1 protein-coding gene and 1 pseudogene are annotated in these 741 nt (G+C 67.3%); both read right to left on the minus strand.

Annotated elements, in window-relative coordinates:
• Window positions 1-202: 202 nt before the first annotated feature.
• The coding region (locus BFF76_RS34190) for a TerD family protein (RefSeq protein ID WP_244167366.1) at window positions 203-433 on the minus strand (231 nt) is incomplete at its 5' end.
• Between the two features lie 2 nt (window positions 434-435).
• Window positions 436-741: pseudogene (locus BFF76_RS34195) on the minus strand (TerD family protein); the annotation flags it as partial.

A 741-nucleotide genomic window follows, 5' to 3' on the forward strand; every position in this document is an offset into this window, starting at 1 on the left:
AGTTCGGACTCGGCCGAGTCCTTGCTGTCGAGGGCGACAACGACGCAGTGCTCATCGACTTCTCGGGGCGACAGGGGAGGATCCTGAGCCCGTATTCCAAGCTGACCAAGCTCTGAGAGAGCGGACGAGCACGCACCGCGTCCCACCGGAAACTCTCCGGATCCGGGGCACCNNGCCCCGGAAGCCGTTCCGGGGGCCGGTGCTACAGGGCCTTCGCGGCGGGCTTGACCATGCCGCGAACCGTCCGCGACTTCACGAACTCGCCCATTCCGGTCATCTCCCACTCGCCCGAGAACTGCTTGATCAGCTTGGCCATCATGACGCCGGTCTGCGGCTCCGCTCCGGTCAGGTCGAAGCGGACCAGCTCCTCGCCGGTGGCCGCGTCGATCAGCCGGCAGTAGGCCTTTGCCACCTCGGTGAACTTCTGCCCGGTNNCACCCGTGAGGTTGTCGCCGGAGTGCTTGATCGCGCCGTTCAGGATGGAGAGCTTGCCGAAGTAGCAGCTGTCCAGGTGATTGCGGTTGGGCCCGAAGGCGATCACCGAGGCGTCGAGGTCGATGTCCTTGCCGCGGAACGCGGGCTCCCAGCCGAGGCCCATCTTCACCTGCGAGAGCAGCGGCCTGCCGCCCTTGACCAGGGAGACCGTCTGGTTCTTCTGGAGGCTGACCCTGCCCTTGTCGAGGTTGATCTTGCCAGAGCCCGCGGGGGCCGGCGGGGCGGGCGGTGCCGCGGGCTCTGGCA

Source organism: Streptomyces mutomycini, assembly GCF_001700505.1.
In the GTDB taxonomy this organism is placed as follows: Bacteria; Actinomycetota; Actinomycetes; order Streptomycetales; family Streptomycetaceae; genus Streptomyces; species Streptomyces mutomycini.